The organism is Halomonas sp. ND22Bw, from assembly GCF_003011945.1.
Taxonomy (GTDB): Bacteria; Pseudomonadota; Gammaproteobacteria; order Pseudomonadales; family Halomonadaceae; genus Halomonas; species Halomonas halophila.
Genome location: NZ_PXWD01000448.1, coordinates 1 through 334 on the forward strand (window position 1 = coordinate 1; position 334 = coordinate 334).

1 pseudogene is annotated in these 334 nt (G+C 63.2%); it reads right to left on the minus strand.

Annotated features, from left to right (window positions below):
- Positions 1-334 (minus strand): annotated as a pseudogene (locus CVH10_RS18875) (1,4-alpha-glucan branching enzyme); the annotation flags it as partial.

The window sequence follows — 334 nt, forward strand, 5'->3', positions numbered from 1 at the left end:
CGGGCATCCGGGTCCACAGAGTTCCTTTGCCGTGCACCACTTCGTCATGGCTGATCGGTAGCAGGTAGTTCTCACTCCACGCGTACATCAGTGAGAACGTGATCTCGTGATGGTGGTAGGTCCGGTGTACCGGGTCGTGACCGAGGAACCCGAGGGTGTCGTGCATCCACCCCATGTTCCACTTGAAGCCGAAGCCGAGGCCGCCCGTGTAGGTCGGGTGCGAGACGCCCGGCCAGGAGGTCGATTCCTCCGCCACCGTGAGGGTGCCCGGCGCGTGCGCGTAGGTGGCCTCGTTGGTCTTGCGCAGGAACTCGATGGCGTCGAGATTCTCGTT